We start from the raw sequence: 26246 nt of genomic DNA, 5'->3' as shown, positions 1-26246 counted from the left end.
TTATCTCATAAATATTGAAAATCTCATATTTCCACACGAAACTTCACTGTAGTTTTTGTTAGATGTACTGCAGTAATCCTCGTAAGATGTATTAAATCCTGAATAAAATGGTGCCTCAGTAGAAGCTATACAAACTTTTCCATACTTTCCGTTATAAAAATTATCCGTACATCTGCTTGAGAATTGCTCAAAACCATAATACACTTTTCTGTTTCTGTAGCTTTTGTTCGTGTAAGCATCTATCGCCTCAACTGTACTCTCGCCTCTGTTATATGCCATTGGGTGTTGAACTTTCCACTCTGCTGGCGTGCTGAAATAGTATGGGCTTATCTGTCTGCCGTTATTGTCAAAAGAGATCATAGTTTGAGATGATTGTTCAGTGAAACTGTACGAGACATCATAATCATATTGAGGTTGATTGTAATTTTTATCAGTTGCTTGCCAAACTCTAGTCCATCCGCCACCAGCGATTGACATTTCACAATATACTTTATTGTCTGTGTTGTCAATGATAATATCAAAGTACCCACTTTTTGACTCAGGAAAGGACTCTTTGATCTCCGCACAAGAGCTATAGCCACTTTTTACGACAGCCGTATCACGACTGAATTTCTTTTTTGATACTGGCTTTTCTTCTTGCTCAATGTATACTGGCCTATCAACTATCTTTTCTTTAACTATAACTTTTTCTACTACTACAGGCTTTTCAACAAATATAATAACCGGTTTCTCGACTATCTTCTCCTCAACTTTTGGGCAATCTCCATATTCACAATCTAGCCCTTTGAGAGCCTCTTTTGAAGCAGCATTCGCGCGACTATAATCAGAAGCACCAACCAAAATATACAACGACATTACCAAAGTAACAATCTTTATCATCTAATTTCCTTAAAATAAATTACACTATATTATAGCTCAAATTATTAGTTGCTTGTTCTTTGTAACAGAACCATAAAAACAATAAATATGAACGAATATTAACTCTCTAAAACCTGTTCAAATATATTTTTTGCTGTTTTCCAGCGGTTCTCTTTTGCATTCATCATTACAATAACACAATCTTTTTTACCTTTTTTCGCTCGTGCTATCAAACAAGGTCCAGCCTTTGAAGTGTAGCCTGTTTTGATTCCTACCGCATACTCATAACTGCTTAAGAGATGGTTGTGAGTGTTTGCATGAAATGGTCTATGTTTGCTGTCAAGTGAAGCGTATTTATGACTATTTAGTGAGCTAACGCTGTTAAATTTCTCATTTTTTATAGCATACTCTGCCATTTTTAATAAATCTTGTGGAGTGGAGTAGTGTTCTTTGTTGTCAAATCCGCAAGCGTTTGTAAAGTGTGTGTTTTTCATGCCTATTTTTTTAACTTTTTTATTCATCATCTCTACAAACTTAGCCTCAGTTCCACCAATGGCAATAGCAATTGATTTTGCTGCGTCATTATCAGACTCTATCATTGCGGCTTTTAACAAATCTTCCATCAAAATAACATCACCGACTCTGTATCCGGCTCTTGTTGGCTCAACTCTTGTCATTTCTCTTGTGATTTTCACCTCTCTGCCAAGGCTTTTTTTCTCGATGGCTAAAAGAGCTGTTATGATTTTAGTAAGGCTAGCAGGAGCTACTCTCTTTGTGGCTTCTTTTGAGTATAGTAATTTATGAGTGTTCATATCTTTAATGAGCAGTGCTTTTACTTCAAATTTATTGCACTCTTCCTTGTTTATATCAGCAAATAGGCTAATAGAACAAAGTAGAGAGAGTAGTAATATTTTCTTTTTCATGAGCTACCTTTTATTTTTGTAGTTGTATGAAGCAAACCGCATACCAATGGTGTCTGCTTCTATAATAGCACTATTTTTTACTATATGCAACTTTACGATTTTGCAATTTTTTATACATCTCTAAAATATTTAAATAATCCAGATGAAATTTTGTGCAAAAGAGTAATCCTTCGTTTGTTACTGCTTTTAGGGCTTTTTGGTACTTCTTGCTTGTAAAAATCTCTATCATACCCTCTTCATAATCCTCTAGAGATAGATTTTGCTCATCTGCTCTAAGAAGTTCAGCGACAATATATCCAAGCTTATTTGTTTCAAATTGTAACAGTTCCAGTGCTTCTTCTTTATTGCCAAGCAAGAGATGAGTTTGGGCTTTTAGTTCGCGCATACTAAAACTCTCTTCAAATATCACACCAATATACTTTCCAACATCCAAAGAATCATCTAGTTGTTCAATTTCAAAGAGTATATCTTCTGGGTCATAATTTGAGTAGTTTAAGACAAAATCACGGAGAAATTTTCCACTGTTTTTATTGTTGTATATCAAATCTTCAATAGGATAAACCTCTGAAAGCGAGGGAACTATCATTTGACATGAGTAAAACCCAAGGTAATCATACTCTCGCAGATACAGCTCTTTGCCTATTTTATCTAAGATATCAAAAAGAAAGTTATGTTCATCTTCGGTGGAGCTTCCAGCATACGCCCATGATGCGTACTCAAAACTTTTTTTAGAACTTAAAAATCCAAATCCAAGCTTTCCGTTTGAGTCAACAAAATGAGACTCAATGTTAAAGCTGTCTGAGACTACGCTCATGTCAAATGTTGGCGTTTCAAAAGTGTCAAGATTGTCTAAATTTCGACCTTGCATAAGTTCGCTCATAGTTCTCTCTAGTGAAACTTCAAGTATGGGATGAGAGCCGAATGAGACAAAGATGGTGGAATTTTTCTGATTAATGAGAGAAATGGCTGTAACTGGAAACTTCCCACCAAGAGATGCGTCAAGAACTTCCACTATATAGCCGAGGTTTCTAAGAGCTAGAATATCGTTGCTAACTTTTTCAAATTGCTCAAGTATCTCTTGTGGAAACTTTGGCAGAGTGTAGCCGTTTTTGATAATCTCTATTTTCGCGTATCTCTCAAAAATCTCACTTAAAGCCTGAACCTGCGCCTCTTTTGGTGTATTTCCTGTTGCTAGTCCATTGCTTACATATAGATTATTTAAGATATTTACTGGAAAATAGATGCTCTCTTTGGTTGAGTGTTTTACAAATGGAAGTGCGACAATTTTATCCGTAAAATCACTGTTGAAATCCACTAAATCTTCATAAGTTAACTGCTCAAGTGGATCATAAATATGAGTTAGTTCATTGCTGAGATAATTCCCACCAAACTCAAACGCGATCTCATCTGGATAGTGTTTTTCTCCACCAAGATAAAAATCCGTAAAAAAATTATTTGTCTGAAGTCTCTCTATATATTCGCCAAGCGCACTAGCAACCGAAGCCTGCTCAACAACTCCTTTGCCGTTTGAGTAGATATGTTTTGGAGCTTCAGCGGAGGCAAGATTTACAGAGAAGCAGTTTTGAAGTGGATGCTTTTGATGAGAAAATATTACCTCACATCCAACGGCTTCTAAAACACTCTTCATCTTTGAAATAGACTCTTCAAGTGGGGCACTTTTTGATAGCAGATCCATACTTTTCCTTGTTTTGGTGGTTGTTGAGAGTAATTTGATATTTTTGCTATTGTATTAAAATTTCTCACTAAAACCAAAATTAAGAGCGGATTTAGTACTATATTTGAATTAACAACAGGGGATTTAGATGACTGCAATGATTTTAGCGGCTGGACGAGGGGAGAGGATGCGTCCATTAACGGATGTTCTTCCAAAGCCCCTGCTTAAAGTTCATAATAAACCCCTGATAGTTTGGCATATAGAAAAACTCGCTTTTTTGGGCTTTAGTGACATTGTCATAAACATTGCACATCTAGGATACAAAATCCCAGAAGCACTAGGAGATGGCTCAAGATGGGGAGTTAGCCTCATCTACTCCGACGAGCAGATTTGTGGAGGGCTAGAGAGTGCTGGCGGAATTGTAAAGGCGCTTCCGCTGATAAAAAGTGAGACATTTTTGGTTGTAAATGGCGATATTTGGTCTGATTATGAGTTTAAAAATAGTTTTGATTTGGGCGAAGATTTGGCGCATCTTATTTTGGTAAAAAATCCAGAACATAACCAAAATGGGGATTTTGCTCTGCTCGAAAATAGAATTTTAAATGATGCAAAAGAGAAATTTACATTTAGCGGTATTGGATACTACTCAAAAAAACTATTTAATGATTTAGAGTGTGTAAAAGCACCATTGGCACCACTGCTCCGGCTAGTTATGCAAGATAAAAGAGTAGGCGGTTCATTTTATGCTGGAAGATGGCATGATATAGGAACAGTTCAAAGGCTAGAAGAAGCAAACATCACTTCTCTATAAACTGTCCACACCCCTTTACTTCGGTACCCTTGAATGTTTTGTAATCTTTGTTTCCATCTAAAAATGATTGAAATCTCGCGCAATCTTTACTTTGTAAACATATTTTGTTGTCGCATGCTTTATCTACCATGTTAAATCCTATCTATTATATTTTTTTTGAATTATAACAAATTTAATAGATAAATTTTATAGATTTGCCTAGTCTCAACTATTTGGTTAATGAGATTTTGACGCTAAAATTGTTATACTAAGGGGAAGAGGTGGAACTTATATGATTAAAATATTTTTATTATTAGTTGTTAGTATTATGCTTTTTGCAGATTATGGTTGTGAATTTGAAAATAAAAATTATTTAGAAATTTGCCAAAGAGCTATAAAAAGCGGTGTTTCAGGTGAATATGTAAATGAGTTTCTAACTTCACCATCAAAAATAGATAAGTTTGATGAAGCTAGCCTAAATGCGATGCAACCAGCATTGATTCCACTACACAAGAAGAATGAAAAAAAGGCAAATAATACGCTTGTTGAGAAGTATCTTCCTGAAATAGTTGCTCATCTAAAAGAGTATGCTGAGGTTTATGATTATGCTGAGAGCAGGTATGGAGTAAATCGTGAGATAGTGGCTTCTATCCTCATGAAAGAGACGAAACTAGGTAAGATTAAACTTACTCATGACGCTTTTACTGTGTTTAATACGATGGTTGTAAAGTCAAAGCCAGAGACAGATAGAGACAAATGGCTCATAAACATGGGAAAATCAAATATGGTCTCAATAATAAAGCACTGTTTTGATAGAGGCATTGGGGTAGAAGAGTGCACGCTTCCTAGCTCATACGCCGGAGCAATCGGGATTCCACAATTTATGCCAAATAATTTCGCGTATGCTGAGGGCTATAAAAAAGAGATTGGTGATTTGACAAATATGTCAGATGCTATCGTCTCAACAAGTAAATATCTATATAAAAAAGGGAGTTTTACACAACTTATAGATTGGGACAATATGCCAAATATTGCGGAGCTTGAATCAAAATGGTATGAGTTTCAGGAGAACAACGACAACGCCTCTTTTTGTTACGATAAAAATCCAAGATCAAATGAACCAATGGATTGTTATGCCTGCGATAAATCAGAATTGAACTCTGTTAGGGAGTGTAGTAAAAAAATTATGCGTTACAATAACTCTTCAAACTACGCTGTTGGCGTAATCCGTCTGGCTTATGATGCGCATAAAATGCTAAAATCACAAGATATTTCGCCATTTGAAACTAAAGGGTTTTAGTTAAATAGTGTAGAATATTAATGAATAAGTAGGTTAATTGAATAGATGTACATCTGTAAAAATTGAGGTTATTCCAGTTGAAGTTTTATAATATTAAGGATGGATAGTGCAAGACGACTTCCATCTGTGATGGCGTGTGCGGATAGAGTAGCACCACTTACTGTAGGAACATCTTGATTTAAATGTAACGCATTTGTACCATTCTTGTTAGCAAATCCGTCTAGCCAAGTTTTTGTAGGGAGGTACTCAATTGGTTCATTGAAAGCTACAATTTCAATTGATTTTATACTAGATTTCATATCGATTAAGTAGAGAGCTATAGCTGTCTTTGTTCGCACTTTCTTATTAAGTAGAACCCCATAGCCAATTGTTGACGACCCATTTTTTGCTATATAAACCCTATATAATTTTGTATCAATAGTTTGTTGCGAACTCTTCGAAAGCTGCTGCACCTGTTTTTCATTAAGTATAATGGTTTTCTGTTCGATTGATTTAGCATTAAATGCGTGCTGTGTTAATGCAACGGGATCACCCAGAATCTGGGCAAAGCCACTGTTAAAAATGATGAGTAAATATATAAGAGTTTTCATTAGAAAATAAATCCTAAAGCAAACGAGTATATTCCTTCATTTGCATAATTAGCTGAATTACTATCGTTTTTATTGTGACGCATAGTATATTCTCCTTTTAGCACCACTTGAGGATGAGGAAAATAGTTCATACCATATGTGAAACTTTCGGTTGTTCCAAAGGCGGCTTCTCCAACCACTGAATTGGCTAAATTATAATTTTCGTATTGAAAGAAAATAGGTAACTGCGTAGTTGTTTGTGTTAGATGCGAGAGAATATTGTATTCTAGATTGATATATCCTCCATCTGCTAATTTTGGATGGGTCGGAAAAACAAGAGAGGTATCGCCAACAGTATGGACTCCAAGATAAGCGTCCGCATGACTTAGATGCGCCTGAGTATAGAGCCCTTTGATTTTAAAACCATCTGTTTGATACTGAGCATGGAGCTCACCAATAGTTAATCGTCCCGGTTCTTTGCCATTTGTAGATGGACCAGCATCTCCGGTATAGAGACTAGTGCCTACAAGGAGTCCGTTGATGCCAGTATAGTCGATGCGCGCTACAAACCCTAGGTTGGAAGTCCGCGAATTTCTTTCATATCCTCCTCTGCGTCCATTTCTGATCCAGTTGATACCGTATGTATCTTTATCAAGAGATCCATCGTGTTCAGCCAATCCCATATCTAAGGCAACAATAGCGCCAATATAATAGTTTAATATATCTGTTTTGCCATGAATGGTTATTCCATTTTCATGCCATGTTGAGGGAATGATGTATGTTTCAACATCTGGACGATTGACTGTGTTAAATAGGATTGGTTCATGATTGAGATTGATTAATCCCATTGGAACAACTTGATGACCGATTCTGACACTAAATGCTGGATCGATTAAAAAATCAAGATAAAGCTGTTCTACAGATACTTCTTGTCCACCATGTTCAAATTCTATTTCGGAGTTTAGAATAATATTATCACTAAATTTGTAACCGATATAAGGAACAAAGCGAGTAGTCTCGGTTTCATTAGTGGCATTATTGGCATAGCGTGAAAAATGAATTTCACCATACCCACCAATAGAAAGAGGATTTTTCGAATAATAAACTTTTGAAGCAGCAACACCAAGTCCAGCTTCTGTTTTGCTTATATCAACTGTACCAAAAGAAGTTGCATTTTGTGTATTGATTAATTCATCGGCAAGAGCCTGTGTTTGTTCAGTGTTTGTTTTAGTATTGTTTTCTAGTGTTTCAATGCGTTTGTTAAGTTCTTGAAGTTGTGCTTTTAGGCTACTTATTTCATCGGCATTCACTGATGTGGATGCAATAACCATAGTAGCAACAGCACTTAGGAGGAGAGATTTACTCATGCTAAGCCTTTATTTTAGGTATTAATTTTTAGAAGTATAAATAAGTAAGCTTAAAATTATATTAATATTAAGAATTGGTATCATTTAGCATGCTAAGGTTTGTTTCTTAAGAATATTTTCGAGTAATGTCCTAGTTGAGATGTCTAAACTATTAGTACTATCATTCTTAAATTAATTAATTTTAGTTAAATAGTTGTGTTATGTAAAAAGTCAATTATCTCTTTCGCGTTTCCCTCAAACAAAACAGGTAGAGAACTTTTTGCCAATTGATAATCATACATTGGGTCGTAATATTCACTGAGTAAAATTTTAATCCACTCTTTATGTCCCTCGTTATTGTCGTTTGTATAACTTTGAGTTAGAATAGATTTTATATTTAGATGCCGCTCGCTTCCTAATCGTTTTTGTATCCTATCTAAGCCTGCAACAATATTTTCATACCAAAGGAGTTTTCCATCCTCTTTAAAAATAGCCTCATACTCTTTGATTGCATTAGTTATATACTCTTCATGTGTAATTTCTATGCGCTCTGCCAAAGGTGTGTGCAAAATCACGAGAGAGCCTTTGTTGAAGTTATCGAAAATAGGTTTTGGGATATAAACTCGTCCTATATTGTGGCTTTCGTGCTCAATAATTAACTGCTTATGTTGCCCTGCGTTGTGCTTAATGAGTTTATAATAAAGAGCATTTTCAAAATCAATTTGCGATGGTTGAGGTGAGATAAACTTTCCAAATGATGAACCTCTATGCTTGGCGATTGCCTCAAGGTCGATGGCATTGCTTAGTTTTTGAAGCAAAATAGTTTTTCCAGAACCAGTTCGTCCGCCGATAATTACTGTTTTTGTGTTAGCACTAATCTCTAAAGATTGCTCCGCTAAAAATCTACGAAACGCCTTGTATCCGCCTTTTAGCCTAGGAATCACTACGCCTGCTTCATCTAGCCAAGCTTGAGAGATGCGAGATCTTTGTCCTCCTCGAAAACAGTAAAGATACGCATCTGGATTTTCTTTTATGTAAGCCTTCCACGCCAAAACTCTCTGTTGTTTATCTACGAGTTTTTGACCAAGTTTAACGGCTGCTGCATTGCCATCTTGCTTATAGCAGGTACCAACAAGACGCCTCTGTTCATCATCTAAAATAGCTATATTTGTTGAGGTAGGAAATGCGCCACCCTCAAACTCAATGGGCGCTCGCACATCTAGTAAAGCTCTGTTTTCTAAAACGACAGATAAAAAATCATCCACTAAAACTAGGCTCATACAACCTCTATAAGATGTTTTGAACTCTCAATAGTCTCGCCTATTGAGCTAAGTTCTAAGCCTGATTTGGAGCATAATTCAAGGAACTCTTTTACGCTCTCTTTTTTCACAACACAAAGCAGTCCGCCCGAAGTTTGTGCATCACAAAGAATATTTTCAACATCTTCTCTCATTGGGCTGATGTGATGACCGTAACTCTCAAAGTTTCTTCTAGTTCCACCAGGGACGCATCCCATTGCTAGATATTTTTTAACATTTGCCAAAAGAGGAACATCATTAAAACGAACTCGTGCCGAGATGCCACTTCCATCGCAAATCTCACTCAGATGCCCCAAAAGACCAAATCCTGTTACATCCGTCAGCGCCGTTACACCCTTAAACTTTGAAATATCGGCTCCTATTTTATTGAGAGTACACATGGCTTCAATAGCAACATTTATATCATCATCGTTGATTTTACCCTGTTTTTGTGCGGTCGTTAAAATCCCAATCCCAAGAGGTTTTGTCAAAAACAGCTCACAACCAACGGTTGCAGTGTTGTTTTGTTTTAGATTTTTGTTCTCAACCAAACCGCTAACAGCAAGTCCAAAAATAGGTTCAGGAGAGTCTATGCTATGTCCGCCAGCAAGAGGAATCCCTGCCTCTTCACAAACAGAACGACCACCATCAATGACTCTTTGAGCAACTTCCGCACTGAGTTTTTCTATAGGCCAACCAAAAATAGCAATCGCCATCAAAGGTTTTCCTCCCATGGCATAAATATCGCTAATCGCATTTGTTGCGGCGATGCGTCCAAAAGTAAAAGGATCATCGACGATTGGCATAAAAAAGTCGGTTGTACTCAAAAGAGAGGTACCATTTCCAAGGTCAAAACAGGCAGCATCGTCTCTGCTTTCGTTTCCAACAAGAAGGGAGGGATAGTGAATCTTCTCTCTTGAGCTTGTAAGTATGGTATCTAGGAGTTTTGGGGAGATTTTACAGCCACAGCCCGCTCCGTGACTATATTGTGTTAGTTTTATATCTTGCATAATTCTTCTTTTTTTCTAATAATAGCTAAAAGTATAAATGAATACTCCAAAAAAAAGAAATTTGTACACTATTTTGGTTACACTTTTAGCTATTAAACAGAGCCCCACATATAAAAAGGAATCCAATGCGTTTTTTACTACTCTCTGCCCTTTTGATTTTTGCATTTGCCGGTTGTTCGCTAACCACCTATAACAGGCCGATTTTAAAAGGCAAAATAGATAATCCTGATATTATTATTACGGCTGTAGATAAAAGTTTTATCCTTAAGGGCGAGTTTACCTCACCATTTCAAAGTTCTGTTGGATATAACACTTTACTGATGCACGATAGTAGGCTTTGTGGCGCATATAGAGTTGCGTTAGAGAGAGACGCAAAGCATGTTCGTGTAAAAGTGCCAAACATAGAAAAAGAACTATATGGTATTTTAGCTCTTGACAAAGCAGATAAAGATGGGATTGGTCCTGGAACTGATTCGTATAAAATAGTTATTCCTCAGCCCTATATTGATGCCGTTAAGGGCGGAAAAATTTCAGTTGTTTATGAGTATTATAAGTTAAACAGCGATGGTTTGATGGATGTTAGTAAAATAAAAGAGCGTTCTTGGATTTTATGGATGAGTGATGAGGATATTTTCAGATGAAAATAGTTATTTTTTGTCTATTATGTATCACTTCTTATGCTAGTGAGTTGATTTTTGTATCTAGTAATACCGCGCCAGAAACTCTTCAAATGCTAAGCAGTAAATATCAACAGCCACTCTTGATTGATGGGGAAAATATATATCTTATTCCCAAAGAGTGCAAGTTGGAGCGATATTTTGGTGGTATTAGTCAAGGGAATTTAAAACTCATAACTGGACCAGCGCAAATTGAAGCTATGCAGGTTACGCAAGAGATATTTGATGCTAAAAATGATCAAGAGATTGAGAAGAAAATTGATATTGAGAAAGCTATTGCAATTGTTGAGGGGAAAGTTCCTAAGATATTTTTAGAGGATAGAGAAGGGCGAGGATTTGGTGGCTCAAGTCAGATAGTGCTTGATTTAACTTCTCAAAAAACAAAAGTAACCAATAATAGAGCAGAGAGCCATAAAGCTCCTGAGTGCCGTCTGTTAGATGATGGACTGGGATATCAGATTTTCTCGGCTAAAAACGCATATTTGTATATAAATACTCAGTCTGTGCCTATTTTTAACAACAAAGTTTTGTTTAAATAAAAAGGCAGTTTATTAAAGTAGATTTAGCTAGATTTGTGCAGAGATAAAATAACGGCTTCTAAAGTATGAGAACTATTTGGCTTTACTACAACCGCGTCATCGTAGGCATTTGAAGATTCTATACAGAGCATATTTCTGTATGCGTCTTCTCTCATGGCGCTCATTCTTTTTGTTTTTTCTATCCATGGATTCCAGACTACAACTGAAGATGAACAACTGTTCATAATAGTAATTTCTCTGTTTTTATCTCTTAAAATCACTTCGCCATCCACTTTTTGGTAAACTCTGTCAACTTCTGAGTTAAAGAAAATATCGCCATCTTGAATCTCTTGTTTTAGCGTGAGAGCATCGAGATATGGTTTTTTATTTAGTCCGTTTATGCTTACTTCGGATATATCAGAAACTGCAAAATAAGTGTGAAGCGCCTGGGTTATCGTGAACTCGCCCTCATCTAAGTTTGTTGTTTTTAGTTCTAGTTTTAGCGAGTCGTTTATTGTGATTTTTAACTCCAAATCAAACTTATGATTCCACATTTTCAGCGTCTCATCACTATGAGTTAGTCTAAATATAACTGATGATGTTTTTGCGTCTGGCTCATCACTACTAACAAATTTCCAAATGCTAGTTCTTGCAAAGCCGTGTTGAGGAAGAGTTTTATCTTTATGAAAACCAAACCACGGCCAGCAGATAGGTATGCCACCCCTGATTGCTTTGCCTTGTTCATAGTAGCTAATATCACTAAGCCACAAGAGAGGTTCCTCGTTAGTTTTACAGTAGTGAAAAAGATGTGCACCTTGAAGGGCAATCTTTGCAACCGCTGAGCTGTTTTGTACTAAAATATACTCAAAACCATTGGATAATTTCTCGATAGTCACCACAATGACTTCCATTTTGTTATTTTATGCCACTTTGTCGCATAAAAAAATATAAACGCATAACAGACTAAACCAACTAGGTATGTTGACTGCATATCGCCACTTGCTGAGGCTATTTTACCTACGAGTAGAGGGATAATCGCTCCACCAGCTATTGCCATAATGAGGAGTGCGCTTCCCTGAGCTGTATACTTTCCTAGACCCTCTAGTGCTAAAGGCCAGATAGTTGGCCAGATTAGAGCATTTGCAAAACCAAGAAATGCCACAAATGCAACAGTATTTGGAATAGCCCCTATACCACTCCATCCCCAAAGTGTCTTTGAAATTATGTAACTATCTGCAGATGATGTGACAACCCCGACTAAAAAAAGTGATCCTAAAACAGCGGAAGATATAAGTGCTTTTTCTTGAGAGATAAATTTTGGGATGCAAAATATTCCTACAAGGTAGCCAAGAACCATAAATGACATTGTGTAAGAGGTCAGTACCGTGTAGTTATCCATGCCAAGATATTGCCCATAAAGTCCTATGGTATCACCTGCTACTACTTCTATGCCAACATAAAAAAATAGAGCTAAAGCGCCAAGGACTGCTCGTGGAAATTCAAATATACTTTTTTCACCAAGCAACTTATCTTTCTCAAAATCAAGTTCTGGAAGTGATGAGAATTTAACTAAAATTGCAAGCCCACTCAGCGCTAGTGCCATAATTATATATGGAATTATAAGTTTTGATGCGACTGCTCCTTTGTCTATTGAGGATAAGCTATCTAAGCTACCAACGCCAGAGAGCACATAAGCCGTAAAAAGAAGTGGAGCAAGAACCCCCGCACTTTTGTTTATGACTCCCATAATAGAGATTCTCATGGCAGCACTCTCTGTCGGCCCTATATAAATCACAAACGGATTTGATGCTGTTTGTAAAATTGTTAGTCCTGTTCCTAGAAGAAACAGAGCAATCAAAAATACTATGAAATTTGCACTTATGGCAGCCGGTATAAAAATCAAACTACCAACAGCCATAATGGTTAAGCCAACAGCCATACCGTTTTTATAACCTACTCTTTGCAAGATAAATGACATCGGTAGAGCCATAACGGTGTAGGCTATATAAAAAGCAAAGGTTACAAAAAGTGCTTCAAACTCATTTAGTTCACAGATATCTTTTAAAAATGGAATGAGTGAACCATTTAGCCATGTGACAAATCCAAATATAAAAAATAAAACCCCAATAATGCTCATTGCAGCTAGATTTGACTTACTTGACATCATTCAACCCTTCTAAATATTTTGCAACAGCATCCTCATCATTTGTATGTGGAAGAACAATATTTGCAAGTTTTTTTACACCATCTTGAGCATTTGCTACGGCTACCGCATATTTTGCTAGCTCAAACATTCCAACATCATTAAAGTTATCGCCAAAAACAGTAAGTTTCTCCAAGTCAAACCCCATGTATTCACTCACACTTCTTATCCCATGTGATTTATCCGCATCTTTATGTAAAATTGTTAAAAAATAACATCCAATATAGGCTTCTGGAGCCAAAATATATTTTAAATTATTGCCAAATATTTTTTCTATATGCAAAGTTAATTCTCTTAAGATGGTCTCTTCTCCCATGTAGACAATCTTAAAATTGTTATCCATTGCGCGAATATTTTTACACTCCATAAGATTGTCATCGTTTGCATATCGAGTGAGCACCTCTTTTTGACTTGTATTGAGTATGTTAGAGTACAAAAACGCTTCATTTAGATTCTTATCAGCAAGAGCAAGAACAAAAGGATAAATCCCAAATTTAGCCCCCTCATCAATGATGGTGTCCGCAATATTTTTGCCTATAAATTTTGTATCAATTATCTTTTTGTCAACTGTGGCTATCAGGGCACCATCAAGAAGAATCATTGGTGCATTTATCTCTAGACCTTTTAAAAACTGGACTGTTTTCTTATAGGTTCTGGCAGTTGCTATACTCATAATAGAGTGTTTTGCTTTGGCATTCCAAATAGTTTTAGAAAAATTACTTAGTGAGAGATCTGTCCTTAAAAATGTGTGGTCTAAATCTGTAATATATATATTTTTCACCTATGTGCTCCTATTTGGCATGTGAGCATTCTCTCAACAAGAATTCGCCCTAATTCAATTTTTTCATCAACGACTGATGTGATTTTTAGATCTCTTAAATTTCTCTTGTCATCTAGTGTAGATATCTTTACAACTAGATTTATATCTTTTGTATGTTTTAAAATTGCCTCACAAACTGCTCTTTTTTTGTCAATATTGTCAAGCGTAACAATCACTGCTGCTGAATTTTTTGCATTTAGTGCCTCTAGCAAAGAGAGTTTTGACATATCTCCAAGATATGCCTCTTTTCCTTTTCGTAGCGCTTCTTGAACATGCTTTGGATTGTTGTCTATGATAACATAAGGAGCACCTATAACGTCAAGATTTTTAGCTACAAATTTTCCTACTGTACTGTATCCGCACAGGATTACATGGTCTTGTCTTGAACCAAAAACAGATGTGTTAAGCCCAAGGTATGGTCGCTTGCTTATGTTGTTTACAAAATTATTGATTCTGGTGATAAAAAATGGGGTAATAATCATAGACAAAATTACAACAAGAATAAAGAGTGATTCAAACTCCTTAGAGAGTATTCCTCCACTGTTTGCAACCGCAAAAATTACAAAAGAAAACTCCCCAACTTGTGAGAGTGCAAGAGCTGTTTTTATAGATAGAGTGGTTGATGAACTGACGCGAAGAATCGCAAAAATAACAGTTGTCTTTAAAATTAAAATAAGAGCAAAAATGCCCACAATTACCGAGAGATTGTCTATAAAAAAGACAACATCTATCTTCATGCCGACAACTATGAAAAATGTACCCAGAAGAATATCTTTAAACGGCGCTATATCAGATTCTACTTTATGATGATACTTTGTTTCAGCTATAATCATTCCTGCTACAAAAGCCCCAAGAGAGTAGGTAAAGCCCATATATGAAGCAAGCAGCGAAGCGCTTACGACTATAAAAAGAACAGAACCCATAAACAACTCGTCAACTTCGCTCGAAGCCGAGAAATGTAAAAGCCAAGTCATCACTCTTTTTCCGACAACAAACAAAAGCCCGATAACTACTATCGCGCTTATTGCCGTGTCTCTTAAGATAATGCCTATTGATTGATGCCCCTCATTTGATAAAAAACTAAGTAGAATCAGAATCGGAATAACAGCAATATCTTGAAAAATAAGTATTCCGGTTGCTTTTTGTCCATAGGGATTATGTATCTCTTTTGAACTCTTTAGATAGCTCAAGACAACGGCAGTGGATGAGAGTGCGAATGCGAGTGATATGATTATGGCCGGAGTTGATCCGAGATTAAAAAAATAATGACTAATTATATAAACAACAAAGGCGGTTAGGCTGACTTGTAAAAATCCATTTAAAAATATCTCCCTTTTCATGCTATTCATTTTTGCTAAAGATATCTCAAGTCCGATAGTAAACATCAAAAATACTATACCAAACTCAGCAATATGTTCTAAAAGGGCAGAGTCATTCATCTCTTTCAAATCAAAAGCATAGACTATAATAGTACCCGTAAAAATATAGCCTATGATTTGAGAAACACCAAAACGCTTTAAAATAAGATTTAAAACAGTTGAAATGCCCAGCGCAGCAACGATATAAAAAAGTACAAAATCCATAGAATTCTTTCAGATTATATTATTTTATCATTGTAGCAAAACATTCTTTTAGCCTAGCAGATACTCTACATTTTAAGGTGGTTTCCACTATAATTCCTACTTTAATTTAACATTCTGGAGCCATTTTATGACTAAATATATCTTCGTTACTGGTGGGGTTTTGAGTTCTCTTGGAAAAGGGATAACGGCAGCTAGTGTTGGTACTTTGCTTAAACACTCCGGCAAAAATGTTGGTATGTTAAAAATAGATCCATATATAAATGTTGATCCGGGAACCATGAGCCCCCTAGAGCATGGAGAAGTTTTTGTTACAAAAGATGGTGCCGAAACTGACCTTGATATTGGAAACTATGAGAGGTTTTTAGATACATCATTTTTAAAGACAAGTAACTTTACAACCGGTCAAGTTTACTCAAGCGTAATTGAGAGAGAGCGTTCAGGTGGCTATCTTGGGCAAACTATTCAAGTTATTCCGCACATTGTCGGAGAGATTGTAAAACGCATAAAAGAGGCTGGAGAAGGGCATGAAGTCTTAATTGTAGAGCTTGGTGGAACAGTTGGTGATATAGAAGGACTTCCGTTTATGGAAGCGATTCGTCAAATGAAGCATGATGATGAGGTTGAGGGAACATTTTTTATTCATGTAACGCTTATTCCTTTCATAAAAGCTGCTGGCGAGTTAAAGAGTAAACCAACACAACACTCTGTTCAAGAGCTTCGTCGCATCGGTATAACTCCTCAGATGATAATTGCTAGAAGTGAACTTCCTCTTCCAAAAACATTTAGAAAGAAACTTGCCATGAGTTGTGATGTCTCAAGCAATAGCGTCATAGAAGCACTTGACGCAGCTAGCATATATGATGTACCGATGTCATTTTTAAGACAAAATATTTTGGGTCCTATAGCAAAAGAGCTTGGTTTTGATGAGTTGAATCCAAATATGGAAGAGTGGGATGCTCTGGTTAAAAAGATAGTTCAGCCTAAAAAAAGAGTTGTAGTTGGATTTGTTGGAAAGTATCTTCAACTAAAAGAGTCTTACAAATCATTAACAGAGTCACTTATACATTCCGGTGCTCATTTGGATACTCGTGTTGAAATATGCTGGGTAGACTCCGAAGCTATAGAAGCACGAGGGGCACAGGAGCTCTTGAAGGATTGTGATAGTGTTTTAGTTGCAGGCGGATTTGGCAATCGCGGAGTTGAGGGTAAAATAGAGGCTATAAAATATGCAAGAGAAAATAAAATCCCATATCTCGGTATCTGTCTTGGAATGCAGCTAACACTTGTTGAGTATGCAAGAAATGTTCTTGGATTTGAGGGTGCGAACTCTGTAGAGTTTGATGAAAATACACCATATCCTATGATTTATCTAATAGACAACTTTTTAGATCAAAGTGGGAACACACAACTTCGTACTCATAAATCACCAATGGGTGGAACTCTAAGACTTGGTGAATATCCTTGTGATACAAAAGATGGTTCACTGCTTAGAAAGGCTTACGGTGGGGCAAAAACTATATTTGAAAGACATCGTCACCGTTACGAAGCAAATCCAATTTACAGAGAAGCTCTTGAGGGTGCTGGTATGATTGTAACTGGTGAGTCTGATGGACTTATTGAAACTGTTGAGATAAAAGGGCATCCTTGGTTTTTAGGAGTTCAATTTCATCCAGAGTTTACTTCAAGACTGCAAACTCCAAACCCTTCAATATTGGCATTTGTTCAAGCAACACTAGACGCTGAGTAATTTTTCTATATGGAAAATGCTCCACTACTAACAAAACAGACTCTCTTTGAACTGCTTTCAAAGAGGTTTGGTGATGGTGATAAAAAACTATCACAAATCCCAGATCCAAATCTACTTCAAGATGCAACAAAATCAGCAAAAAAAATTGCAGAAGCTATAAAAGAGAGAAAAAAAATAGTTCTTGTTGGCGATTATGATGTCGATGGCGTAAGCTCAAGTGCAATAATGGTTGATTTTTTTAGACAGATTCCTTATCCTCTTGAAGTTATAATACCAAACAGATTTAGAGATGGCTATGGAGTTAGTCCAAACTTGCTAGAGAGAATCGATGCTAATTTAATCATAACGGTCGATAACGGTATAACTGCAGTTGAAGCAGCAAATATCTGCAAACAAAGAGGCATTGAGCTTATCATTACTGATCATCATACACCATCAGATCTCTTGCCAGATGCTTACGCCATCATTGACCCAAAACTCCCAAATTGCGACTATCCATTTAAAGAGATTTGCGGAGCGCAAGTCGCTTGGCTACTTCTTGGACTTCTGAAAAAAGAGCTAAATCTAAATATAGATATGAGATTATTTTTGGATATTTTATGTGTTGCTATTATCGCAGATATTATGCCTCTTGTTGATATAAACAGAATTCTTGTAAAAGAGGGATTAAAGCTTTTGATGCACTCAAACAGGCCATCTTCTATCATTATAAGAGATTTTTTAAATAAATCCGTCATTAGTTCCGAAGATATTGGTTTTCAGATTGCACCTCGGATAAACTCAGCAGGAAGACTTGAAGATGCGAGCATTGCCTTAGAGTTCTTGACTGCCAAAACTGTCGAGAAGGCGTTTGTGCAGTTTGAGATACTAAACTCTCTAAATGAGCTTAGAAAAGAGAACGAATCAGCGACGACGAAAGAGGCACTCTTGTGCGTAAACGAGAATGATAGTGTCATTGTTGTCGCCGGAGATAATTGGCATGAGGGCGTTGTAGGAATTGTTGCATCAAGAGTTGTAAACCAGTTTGAAAAACCAGCAATCGTGCTAAGCTGTAAAGATGGTGTCGCAAAAGGAAGTGCAAGAAGCGTAGGCGAAGTCGATATTTACAAGCTTATCAAAGCAAATGAGAGCTATCTAACAAAGTTTGGCGGTCATAAAATGGCAGCAGGACTTGGGCTTGAGGTAAAAAATATAGATGAGTTTAGAGTTGCCATAAACAAAAGCGCATTGTCTTTAGACAAGAAAGATTTTATACCCAAAGAGAAGTTTATCGGAATAGTGTCTAGCGATGAGATAGATATAGAATTTTTAGAGTTATTGGAGAGTTTTGAGCCCTACGGTGAGGCAAACCTGCGCCCACTTTTTTTAGTAAAAGAGGCCGAAATCATAAGCATAAATAGTATGGGAAGAGATAGATCTCACTCAAAAATAACAATCAGACAATTCTCGCATGAGAGAAAAACTTTGGAGCTCATACTCTTTTATCAACTCCTAGAGATGCCCGAAAATAGAAAACTTACTTGTAGCTACAGAGTTACAAAAAATGAGTATAACGGGGCTGTATCACCACAGCTTATTATAAATAAAATCTATAATTATTAAGTAAATAATTAACTAGGTTTTATTGATACAAAAGCACTGAAAAAGAGATAAAATTATCAAAAAACTTAGTATTTTAGAAAATTTTAAGTTTTTCAAATGTAGAATCTATCGAATATTTCATTTACCATTCATTTACAGTATGAAAGTTTTTAGATGGATTTGGTAAAAAGAAGTTGCGCAATAGCTCCAGTAAAAAAAGGAAATCATAATGAGCAAAAATCAAATTTTAGAAGAGATTTTAAAAGAAGTTGATAAACATCCTGAGATTATGTCTCGTCGTGAAGCTTTAAAATATTTAACGCTCTCTCCATTGGCTGCATCTGTAATAGCGGGTACTACAATTGGAACATCTGAAGTTAGCGCTTCTTCCGATGTTAAAGGAAAGATAGTTATAGTTGGTGGTGGTTTAGGCGGAATGAGTACAGCAGCTCGCCTTAACAACTCAATTAACAATGCAGATATTACTGTAATTGAACCTGATCCGCTATCCGTATCTTATCAGCCTGGGCAAACTCTTGTAGCTGGTGGAATTTGGAAGATTGATGATATTCAATATAATAGAGATGAATTCGTACCTAAGGGCGTAAAACTAATTAAGGGTAGTGTTACTGCTTTTGATCCAAAAAACAACAAAGTAACTGTTGATGGAACACAGGTAATAGTTTACGATCAGCTTATTATTGCGACTGGTGTTATGCTTAATTATGCGGCAATTAAAGGTCTTGATGGCGTGATTACTTCAAATGGCAAGGATAATGCCGCAACTAAAAACACAATCACTAAAGATGGATTGCACTCAATCTACTTTCAAGATGGTGCAGTAGCAACATGGGCTGGTATTCAGGAGTTAGTCGCTAAGGCAAAAGCTCACAAAGGCCCTGATAAACTACAAGCACTATTTACTGAGCCTAATACACCTATTAAATGTGGTGGTGCACCTAAGAAAATTATGTATTTAACTCATGCTCGTCTTGTAGAAGCTGGTGTTCGTGATAAGGTTGAGTTAACTCTCTATCCAGATGGTGGAAAAATGTTTGGTGTTCCTGAATATCATGATGCAATTGTTAAGCAGTTTGAGGCAAGAGGCTTTAAATGGAACTATAAACACAATTTAGTAGCAGTAGATACAGCAACTAAAACGGCAACATTCGATAAATGGAGAATGGAGAAGACAGAAGTTGAAGACGAGATGGGCGATAAAATCGTAAAAGAGGTAAAAGTTAGTGAGCCAGTACAGGTTAAATATGACTTTATGCATGTTTCTCCGCCCATGAAAGCTCCAGATGTCGTAGGTCAATCGGAGCTTGGTTCGCAGGGACCTGGTTTTGTTACTGTTGACAAAGAGACTTTAAAATCTTCTTTCTTTCCAAATGTTTGGTCTTTAGGTGATGTTGTCGGTGTTCCGATGGGTAAAACAGGTGGTTCAGTTCGTAAGCAATATAAGGTATTGGTCAACAATGTTATTTCTGCGATGGGTGGCAAAGAGCCTACATCTAAGTATGATGGATATACTGTTTGCCCATTAATTACAGGCATTGGAACAGTTATGATGGCTGAGTTCAATTGGACTAAAAAACCAACTCCATCGTTCCCTCTTGATCCAACTAAAGAGAGATGGATAATGTGGTTACTAAAAGTTTATATACTTAAACCAATGACTATGTATGGAATGCTCTCAGGTAGAGCATAACTTAAGACTCTATTCTCTGCAAAGAGATAGAGCAACTTTTTTATTTCGCGAGATATCTGCGTTAGTAGTTTGTAAATCTTTTTAGGAAGCCTTATATTTATAGGGCTTCTTATTTAATTTTTACAGACAAACTATTTTTCATTCACAGTTGAATTAAAAGTGTATGAACTTACTTTTCCATCTTTATTAAACTTAATAACAAGATCTTTAGTGTCTGTTTCGCCTATAAGACGATAAGTGTAGCGACCATAAGTCCACATTGTGATGCCATTTTCCATTCCCTTGCGCCAAGGTTGCCCAAACATTAAAACAATATCACTTTGAGATGTTTCATCAACTTTAATTTGCTCTACACGGTGTGAATTAAAATCATTTCCTATCCTTGCGCATCCACTAAATGTTAAAAGCGAAATTGCCACAATCGATCCAAAAAATAATCCAGTTTTTTTGATACTACTGCTCATATTTAATCTCCATTTTTAGATAAGCAAATCATAACATAAAAATTTAGTTGTATAAAAACAGTAGGATGAATTTTTATTTAAAACGCCCTTAAGGCTTAAAAATGTAGAATCCTTGGAGCATATTTTATATATTCAGTTAGTTAAATTTGGTATTAAAATTAGGCTCATAAAATTAACACAAATAGGAAAAAGATGAAAAAAATTAGTTTTATAATCACAGCAGTAATTGCACTTTCGCTATCACTAAATGCTTTTACGCTTGGAAAGCTTGGAGAGTTCAAGTTTAAAAAAGTTACTAAAAATGTATGGATTATGCATGGCCCGCCAGAGAATCCAAGTGTTGAGAATGAAGGTTTCATGAATAATCCCTCATTTGTAGAGGGTAAAAACGGTACTATTGTAATTGACCCAGGTGGGAACTATAATGTTGGTAAAAAAATTGTCGCTGAATATAAAAAAGTTACAAAAAAACCAGTACTTGCTATTTTAAATACACATAAACATGGGGATCATTGGTTTGCTGGCAAGGCATTTCAAGAAGCATTTCCTAACGCGCAGAGCTATGCTCATCCAAATATGATTAAGGCTGCAAAAGATGGGGAAGCTAGAGTATGGTATAACATTCTAGAGGGTCTTTCAAAAAATTTAAAAGGCACAGATGGACCGTTTCCTTTCCCGACAAAAGTCTTAAAAGATGGAGATGTTCTTAAAGTTGATGGGCAAACTTTTAGAGTTTTTCATCCTGAACGAGCACACACTGATACAGACATCCTAATAGAGCATGTTGAGTCTAATACATTATGGTTAGGTGATAACCTAATGGATTGTCGTCTTGGAGGTATGGATGAAAGCTCTAGTATATATGGAAATATTGAGCTTCTTGAAGATATCCTTGCTCAAAAAAAAGGTTACAAAAAATATGACCTTTATGTTCCAGGACATGGCCCATCAGGTGAAATGCATAAAACTATTGATCCATTTTTAAACTATTTTAAAGTTGTTTTAAAGTGGGCACAAAAAGGTTATGCTGATGGTAAAGAGAGTTATGAAGTTAAGCCGGATGCATCTGCGGAGTTGAAAGATTACCACAACTGGGATGAATTTGAGCGTCAAATGGGTAAACACCTTATGAAAGCTTACTCAGAAGTAGAAGAAAAAGATAAATAATTTTATTTCGTGTTTGGTATAGATGAGTATCTAGTTGCAAAGTCCGATATAACGGATTTTGCAATCCTGGATGATGAAAATATAGTTTACAGCACAAAAAATGATGGTATAAACTTCTATAACTTTCTCACATTCCAAGAAAAAAAAGAGAAAAAAAGTCAATTTTTAAATCAAGATACAAAATTTTTTTGCTTTAGTCCAAATCATAAACTGTTTGCTTTTGTTGATAATCAATATATTTATATAATCAACATAAAAAAGAGAGAACTTATTCAAACAATCTCTGTTGCAAGTAACCCAATTTCAAAATTAAGCTTTGACGCATCTTCAAAATATGTAATAGTTGTAATTAATAATTTACAAGTTTTAAAATATAGATATGAACAGCAATTTTTGATATCCAGATTATATCCGCTACGAAATGTTATCCACAGTTTTAGTAACAATAAATATATAAATCTTTTTACATTTTATAAAAATTATATCGCACTTAGTTTTTCTGACGGCACGCTAGAAGTGATTGATATGAGTAGCAGAGTGGCTAGGCTAAAAATAGTTTACAATCGTATAACTGCACTCTCTTTTATAGATGAGAATAACTTAATTTGTGGAGATAAAAATGGTGGAATAGAGATAATTTCACTAGAAAATCCAAACTCAAAAAGAGTTATCAAAACAACATTTTCATCTATAAAAGAGATTATTATGATGCAAAACAGAGATTTCGCAATGATAATCACAGATGCAAAATTTGTCTCTATTATTGATATAAAAAATTTAAAAGTGGTCATAAAAAAGTATATTGAGTTTAGCTCAAAACCAATTAAGATAGATATCGCCGATAATGGTTTTTTGGTGGCTCTTCTGCAAAATAACAAAATTTCAACCATAAAGCTTCCAACTGAAGAGAAACTAAAATCATTAGCTCTTCATAACTGCATAAAAGAGGCGTATGAGCTTGTTACAAAAGAGCCTATGCTTCGGAATTCCCAAACATTTAAGACTCTAGAAGAACGCTACAGAAAGAGATATATAGAGGCAACTAAGGCATTAGAGAAAAATGACACTGCAAAAGCAAAACAGATGTTAGAAATATATGATGATGTGGAGAGTAAAAAAAATCAGGTTAAAGAGCTGTTTTTGGCGTTTAAAAACTACCCAAGATTTAAAGAGCTTTATAGAGAGGAAAAATACGCACTTATCTATCTTATTTCTGATAAATTTATACAATTAAGAGAAACAACAGAGTATAAAAAAACAGAACAGATTTTTAAAGATACACTTTTAAGTGCACAAAAATTACTTATAAGGGGAGAAAAAAGTGAAGCAAAAGCTCTGCTTAGTAGCTATAAAGCAGTTCCTTCAAAGAGGAATATTGTTAAGTTAATCTTAGCTCACAACGCGGATTTTATTGAGTTTTTAAGAGCAGTAAATGATAAAGATTATAAAAAAATAGATCAGCTTATAGCTTCAAATCCAGAATTAAGAGAGATTCCAAATTTTAAAACATTAAGTTCTGAGATTGAAATAGAGCTGGAGCGCATTGAGAGTTTCATAAAAAGTGGTGAGCTAAGTTTATTGGATAGTAGGATTGAAGCACTAGAATCAGCATTTGGGATTGAAAATAGAGTGCAAAAATTGAAGCTAGAGTATATAAATGCGCAAAAACTTCAAGAAGCATATCAAAATAACAACTTTAGGTTATGCTATGAGATTTTGGATGAAAATAGCTCGCTTAAAGGCAGTGTGTTGGGAGTACTTCTTGAAAAACACTGGTTTTTTATCATGGGCGAGTGCGAAGAGTTTGCTTTGAGTGGAAATATAAAAGATATTAAAAGTAGATTAGGTGAACTTGCAGAAATAAAAGAGAGACGAGTTAAGGTTGAGGAGCTTATAAAAGTTGGTTTTTATGCAAGAGTTTCGCAGCTTTTAGAGAAACAAAATTTTGATGGTGCAGAGGTGATAATTTATACATATATAGACACCTACGGATATGATTTGGAGATAGCTCAAATAATGAGAAGCTATGAGAGTTGCTCAGCTCGAAAGCTCGCAATAACTCAAAATTAGCTATCAGCTATACTCAAAAGCGAATTAACACTATCTTGAAATGGATTTTGAAGTGTTGAGCTTTGTGTCATAAACTCTTCCATTTCCTTTTTTTTATTTATCGCTTCATCTAATTCAGGATCACTCCCTTTCTGATACGCTCCAATGCGGATAAGCACCTCGTTCTCTTTCAAGAGCGTGTAGAGTCTTCTAAATTTTAAAATAGCCCTTAGGTGTTCAGGAGTTACAATGTCGCTCATAACCCTTGATGCGGAGTTTAGTATATGGATAGGTGGATAAATTCCAAAATCTGTCATTTCACGAGACAAGACAATATGTCCATCTAAGATAGAACGAGACTGATCGGCGATTGGGTCACTCATATCATCTCCCTCAATTAAGACTGTGAAAAAGGCGGTAATAGAGCCTTTTCCCTCCTCTTTCCCTGCTCGCTCCATAAGTTGGGGAAGAAGAGTTAGGGATGATGGTGGATAACCTTTTGAGGTTGGTGGTTCACCTAGAGCTAGTCCAATTTCCCTCTGAGCCATAGCAAACCTTGTGACAGAGTCCATAATAAAAAGAACATCTAAATTTTTATCTTTAAAATACTCAGCAACACTCATCGCAGCAAACGCACCATACTTTCTCATGAGTGGAGAATCATCCGAAGTCGCAACTATTATCACGGTATTTTCTAGATTCCCGCCTAGATTTTTCTCTATAAACTCAGGAACTTCTCTTCCTCTCTCGCCGATAAGCGCAACTACCTTTATGGGTGCATCAGCTCCTCTTACAATCATTCCCATTAGAGTAGATTTTCCAACACCACTTCCTGCAAAAATACCGAGCTTCTGCCCTTTTCCGCAAGTTAAGAGTCCATCAATGCTCTTTACTCCAACACTAAAAACTTCATCAATCATTCCTCGCTTCATCGCAGCAATGGGAGCTTTTATGATTGGAGATAATTTTGTTGAGATGATGGGACCTTTGCCGTCAATTGGTCGCATAAATGGATCTACAACTCTTCCAAGCAGACCCTCGCCGACTGGGATATTCATACCAGCCTGATCTAGAAAAACTCTATCGCCTGAACAAAATCCCTCTACAAAACTAAATGGTGTTATAAAAAAAGTAGCACCGTCTATCTCTGTAATCATTCCTGTAATCTCTTGAGCTGTGTCGTTTGAGACTATCCTTACCATATCGCTGATGCTGACTTTCAGCCCAGTTCCCGTGATGACGGTTGCGTTAATCTTTACAACTTCGCCAAACATCTCTGAATGATTTGTTGATGAGATTCTTTTTTTTAGGGAAGAGAGTGGCATCTGCTTAGTATCTTGTCCCAGTTGGAGAGTTTATAAGCGAGAAAAACTCACTTCTTGTCTTTTCATCTTTTTTGAAAAGTCCACGAAGAGCTGATGATGTCGTTGTTGAGTTTATCTTCTCAACCCCCCTCATCTCCATGCACATATGACGAGCTTGAACTACAACCGCCACACCTTTTGGCTTGATAGAATCCATAATAGCGTCCGCAATCTGCTCTGTAAGCTGCTCTTGAATCTGCATTCTCCTAGCAAAAACATCTACTACTCTTGGAATTTTTGAGAGCCCAACAACTTTGCCATCAGGTATGTAGGCAACATGAACTCTTCCGATGATTGGCAAAAGATGATGCTCGCAAGTTGAATAAAACTCTATATCTTTTAAAAGCACCATTTCATCATTTGAGCTTGTAAACATAGCAGACTCTAAAATCTCCTGAGCATTCTCTTTATATCCGCCAAATATAAACTCATGCGCTTTTCTGACCCTCTGAGGAGTTTTTAGCAGACCTTCTCTGGTTGGATCTTCTCCAACATAAAACATCATACTTTTTACAGCATTTTCAAACTCTAAATTCTTCTCTTTGGACATTTTTTACCTCAAACTTTTTATTACTGTAAGAGTATCAATAAGT

Annotated in this window: 24 protein-coding genes; 9 read left to right on the top strand and 15 right to left on the bottom strand. The window is 36.1% G+C overall.

Features of this window, described 5'->3' with window-relative positions; all coding sequences use genetic code 11:
• The 3 genes from PHV22_RS06590 to PHV22_RS06580 form a co-directional block, all read right to left on the bottom strand.
• Positions 1-879, bottom strand: coding sequence for a fibrinogen-like YCDxxxxGGGW domain-containing protein (locus tag PHV22_RS06590; protein WP_295022452.1), 879 nt, complete (start codon positions 877-879; stop codon positions 1-3).
• 98 nt (positions 880-977) lie between these two features.
• Complete coding sequence (locus PHV22_RS06585; protein WP_295022450.1) at positions 978-1781, bottom strand: D-alanyl-D-alanine carboxypeptidase family protein; 804 nt, start codon at positions 1779-1781, stop codon at positions 978-980.
• 70 nt (positions 1782-1851) lie between these two features.
• Entirely contained in the window at positions 1852-3477 is a 1626-nt protein-coding gene (locus PHV22_RS06580) for a YcaO-like family protein (protein WP_295022448.1), read from the bottom strand.
• A 127-nt stretch (positions 3478-3604) separates the two neighbouring features.
• Here PHV22_RS06580 and murU point away from each other — a divergent pair, with 127 nt between their 5' ends.
• Positions 3605-4267, top strand: coding sequence for an N-acetylmuramate alpha-1-phosphate uridylyltransferase MurU (murU, locus tag PHV22_RS06575; RefSeq protein ID WP_295022446.1), 663 nt, complete (start codon positions 3605-3607; stop codon positions 4265-4267).
• Here murU and PHV22_RS06570 read toward each other — a convergent pair.
• Complete coding sequence (locus tag PHV22_RS06570; protein WP_295022445.1) at positions 4254-4397, bottom strand: hypothetical protein; 144 nt, start codon at positions 4395-4397, stop codon at positions 4254-4256. The genes murU and PHV22_RS06570 overlap by 14 nt on opposite strands.
• Positions 4398-4538: 141 nt before the next feature.
• Between PHV22_RS06570 and PHV22_RS06565 the strand changes: the two genes are divergently transcribed.
• Positions 4539-5546, top strand: a complete 1008-nt coding sequence (locus tag PHV22_RS06565; RefSeq protein WP_295022443.1) for a lytic murein transglycosylase — start codon at positions 4539-4541, stop codon at positions 5544-5546.
• A 68-nt stretch (positions 5547-5614) separates the two neighbouring features.
• Here the strand turns inward: PHV22_RS06565 and PHV22_RS06560 are convergent, their stop codons facing one another.
• From PHV22_RS06560 to selD, 4 genes are all read right to left on the bottom strand, one after another.
• Positions 5615-6136: an FMN-binding protein gene (locus PHV22_RS06560; protein WP_295022441.1), complete on the bottom strand. Its 522-nt coding sequence runs from the start codon at positions 6134-6136 to the stop codon at positions 5615-5617.
• Complete coding sequence (locus PHV22_RS06555) at positions 6136-7482, bottom strand: porin (protein ID WP_299946554.1); 1347 nt, start codon at positions 7480-7482, stop codon at positions 6136-6138. The genes PHV22_RS06560 and PHV22_RS06555 overlap by 1 nt, the downstream gene beginning before the upstream one ends.
• A 185-nt stretch (positions 7483-7667) precedes the next feature.
• The gene (mnmH, locus tag PHV22_RS06550) at positions 7668-8741 is read right to left on the bottom strand and encodes a tRNA 2-selenouridine(34) synthase MnmH (protein ID WP_295022438.1); all 1074 of its coding nucleotides are present in this window, start codon (positions 8739-8741) and stop codon (positions 7668-7670) included.
• Complete coding sequence (gene selD, locus PHV22_RS06545; protein ID WP_295022951.1) at positions 8738-9772, bottom strand: selenide, water dikinase SelD; 1035 nt, start codon at positions 9770-9772, stop codon at positions 8738-8740. Before selD ends, mnmH begins: the two co-directional genes overlap by 4 nt.
• A gap of 122 nt (positions 9773-9894) precedes the next feature.
• Between selD and PHV22_RS06540 the strand changes: the two genes are divergently transcribed.
• Together PHV22_RS06540 and PHV22_RS06535 are read left to right on the top strand one after the other, a co-directional pair.
• A complete protein-coding gene (locus tag PHV22_RS06540) occupies positions 9895-10410 on the top strand; it encodes a hypothetical protein (RefSeq protein ID WP_299946551.1) in 516 nt (171 codons plus the stop codon).
• Positions 10407-10985, top strand: coding sequence for a hypothetical protein (locus tag PHV22_RS06535; protein WP_299946548.1), 579 nt, complete (start codon positions 10407-10409; stop codon positions 10983-10985). Before PHV22_RS06540 ends, PHV22_RS06535 begins: the two co-directional genes overlap by 4 nt.
• A gap of 23 nt (positions 10986-11008) precedes the next feature.
• Here the strand turns inward: PHV22_RS06535 and PHV22_RS06530 are convergent, their stop codons facing one another.
• The 4 genes from PHV22_RS06530 to PHV22_RS06515 are packed head-to-tail and all read right to left on the bottom strand — an operon-like array spanning position 11009 to position 15570.
• Positions 11009-11875: a D-hexose-6-phosphate mutarotase gene (locus PHV22_RS06530; protein WP_299946543.1), complete on the bottom strand. Its 867-nt coding sequence runs from the start codon at positions 11873-11875 to the stop codon at positions 11009-11011.
• The gene (locus tag PHV22_RS06525) at positions 11857-13128 is read right to left on the bottom strand and encodes a sugar MFS transporter (protein ID WP_299946540.1); all 1272 of its coding nucleotides are present in this window, start codon (positions 13126-13128) and stop codon (positions 11857-11859) included. Before PHV22_RS06525 ends, PHV22_RS06530 begins: the two co-directional genes overlap by 19 nt.
• Positions 13118-13948 (bottom strand): HAD-IIB family hydrolase, encoded by an 831-nt coding sequence (locus PHV22_RS06520; RefSeq protein WP_299946537.1) that lies wholly within the window; start codon positions 13946-13948, stop codon positions 13118-13120. Before PHV22_RS06520 ends, PHV22_RS06525 begins: the two co-directional genes overlap by 11 nt.
• Positions 13945-15570: a cation:proton antiporter gene (locus tag PHV22_RS06515; protein ID WP_299946534.1), complete on the bottom strand. Its 1626-nt coding sequence runs from the start codon at positions 15568-15570 to the stop codon at positions 13945-13947. Before PHV22_RS06515 ends, PHV22_RS06520 begins: the two co-directional genes overlap by 4 nt.
• A gap of 127 nt (positions 15571-15697) precedes the next feature.
• Here PHV22_RS06515 and PHV22_RS06510 point away from each other — a divergent pair, with 127 nt between their 5' ends.
• The 3 genes from PHV22_RS06510 to PHV22_RS06500 all read left to right on the top strand — a co-directional run bounded on the left by PHV22_RS06510 (position 15698) and on the right by PHV22_RS06500 (position 20609).
• Complete coding sequence (locus PHV22_RS06510; RefSeq protein ID WP_299946531.1) at positions 15698-17317, top strand: CTP synthase; 1620 nt, start codon at positions 15698-15700, stop codon at positions 17315-17317.
• A gap of 9 nt (positions 17318-17326) precedes the next feature.
• Complete coding sequence (gene recJ, locus PHV22_RS06505) at positions 17327-18919, top strand: single-stranded-DNA-specific exonuclease RecJ (RefSeq protein ID WP_295022422.1); 1593 nt, start codon at positions 17327-17329, stop codon at positions 18917-18919.
• A gap of 208 nt (positions 18920-19127) precedes the next feature.
• On the top strand, positions 19128-20609 hold the full coding sequence (locus PHV22_RS06500) for an FAD/NAD(P)-binding oxidoreductase (RefSeq protein WP_299946528.1): 1482 nt from the start codon (positions 19128-19130) through the stop codon (positions 20607-20609).
• Between the two features lie 131 nt (positions 20610-20740).
• Here the strand turns inward: PHV22_RS06500 and PHV22_RS06495 are convergent, their stop codons facing one another.
• Complete coding sequence (locus PHV22_RS06495) at positions 20741-21073, bottom strand: hypothetical protein (protein ID WP_295022419.1); 333 nt, start codon at positions 21071-21073, stop codon at positions 20741-20743.
• 192 nt (positions 21074-21265) lie between these two features.
• Here PHV22_RS06495 and PHV22_RS06490 point away from each other — a divergent pair, with 192 nt between their 5' ends.
• Both PHV22_RS06490 and PHV22_RS06485 read left to right on the top strand, forming a co-directional pair.
• Positions 21266-22240: an MBL fold metallo-hydrolase gene (locus PHV22_RS06490; RefSeq protein WP_295022417.1), complete on the top strand. Its 975-nt coding sequence runs from the start codon at positions 21266-21268 to the stop codon at positions 22238-22240.
• 9 nt (positions 22241-22249) lie between these two features.
• Positions 22250-24310, top strand: coding sequence for a WD40 repeat domain-containing protein (locus tag PHV22_RS06485; RefSeq protein WP_299946525.1), 2061 nt, complete (start codon positions 22250-22252; stop codon positions 24308-24310).
• Here PHV22_RS06485 and fliI read toward each other — a convergent pair.
• The gene (fliI, locus tag PHV22_RS06480) at positions 24307-25614 is read right to left on the bottom strand and encodes a flagellar protein export ATPase FliI (RefSeq protein WP_295022414.1); all 1308 of its coding nucleotides are present in this window, start codon (positions 25612-25614) and stop codon (positions 24307-24309) included. The two genes, PHV22_RS06485 and fliI, sit on opposite strands and share 4 nt — an antisense overlap.
• Positions 25615-25618: 4 nt before the next feature.
• Positions 25619-26203: a GTP cyclohydrolase I FolE gene (gene folE / locus PHV22_RS06475; protein ID WP_299946523.1), complete on the bottom strand. Its 585-nt coding sequence runs from the start codon at positions 26201-26203 to the stop codon at positions 25619-25621.
• Positions 26204-26246: the final 43 nt, after the last annotated feature.

Source organism: Sulfurimonas sp. (assembly GCF_028713515.1).
Taxonomy (GTDB): Bacteria; Campylobacterota; Campylobacteria; order Campylobacterales; family Sulfurimonadaceae; genus Sulfurimonas.
The sequence above is the reverse complement of the archived record's forward strand: the minus strand, read 5'-3'. Positions and strand labels throughout refer to the sequence as shown.